Here is a 1,232-nt window from a genome sequence, read left to right as displayed (position 1 = left end):
ATGCCAATATGCACGCGGTGGAAGCTTTCTTGATTGTTTATGACGTCACTCACGACAAAAAATGGCTGGATCGCGCGATTCGCGTGGCTTCCGTGATTATCCACGACGTCGCCAGAAATAATCATTATCGCGTTAACGAACACTTCGATACCCAGTGGAATCCGCTGCCGGATTACAACAAAGATAACCCGGCGCATCGCTTCCGCGCGTTCGGAGGTACACCAGGCCACTGGATCGAATGGGGCCGTTTAATGCTGCACATCCATGCTGCCCTGGAAGCCCGTTGCGAACAACCACCAGCATGGCTGCTAGAAGATGCCAAAGGTCTATTTAACGCCACCGTGCGCGATGCCTGGGCACCCGATGGCGCGGACGGGATTGTTTATACCGTTGACTGGGAAGGAAAACCGGTGGTCCGCGAACGTGTACGTTGGCCTATCGTCGAAGCAATGGGTACGGCCTACGCGCTCTACACCGTCACTGGCGATCGCCAGTATGAAACCTGGTATCAAACATGGTGGGAGTACTGCATTAAGTACCTGATGGACTATGAAAATGGTTCCTGGTGGCAGGAGCTGGATGCGGACAATAAGGTCACCACCAAAGTCTGGGACGGCAAACAGGATATTTATCACCTGCTGCATTGCCTGGTGATCCCGCGTATCCCGTTAGCGCCCGGCATGGCTCCAGCGGTTGCAGCGGGTCTGCTGGATATTAATGCGAAATAACTGATCTGAAAATAGGGTGCGGGTTTTCCCCTCTCCCTAACCCTCTCCCCAAAGGGGCGAGGGGACCGTCCGGTGCAGTTTTTGGGTTTGACATCAGCCTCACGGGAGGCTGTATGTCGTTAATTAAGGTGCCTTGTATGCAAATCACCAATATGCATTGCAGTGGACAGACCGTTTCACTTGCCGCGGGGGATTATCACGCGACCATTGTGACCGTCGGTGCTGGTCTGGCTGAATTAACCTTTCAGGGTTGTCATTTAGTCATCCCGCACAAACCCGAAGAGATGCCGCTGGCGCATCTGGGTAAAGTGCTTATTCCGTGGCCGAACCGGATCGCCAACGGCTGTTACCGCTATCAGGGGCAGGAATATCAGTTACCCATTAATGAACATAGTTCAAAAGCCGCTATTCACGGGCTGCTTGCCTGGCGAGACTGGCAAATTAGTGAATTAACCGCCACCAGCGTTACCCTGACAGCTTTTCTGCCGCCCAGTTACGGCTATC

The 1,232-nt window shown here is 53.5% G+C and carries 1 protein-coding gene and 1 pseudogene; both read left to right on the top strand.

Features of this window, described 5'->3' with window-relative positions:
* Nucleotides 1–728, top strand: a pseudogene (yihS, locus tag RTW80_RS25545) (sulfoquinovose isomerase); the annotation flags it as partial.
* 137 nt (nucleotides 729–865) lie between these two features.
* Nucleotides 866–1,232 (top strand): aldose-1-epimerase (locus RTW80_RS25540; RefSeq protein WP_312720850.1); only part of this gene is annotated, 367 nt, incomplete at its 3' end.

Source organism: Escherichia sp. AM3 (genome assembly GCF_032029835.1).
GTDB lineage: Bacteria > Pseudomonadota > Gammaproteobacteria > Enterobacterales > Enterobacteriaceae > Escherichia > Escherichia coli.
Note: the sequence above shows the minus strand (reverse complement) of the source record. Positions and strands in the feature narration are given on the sequence as shown.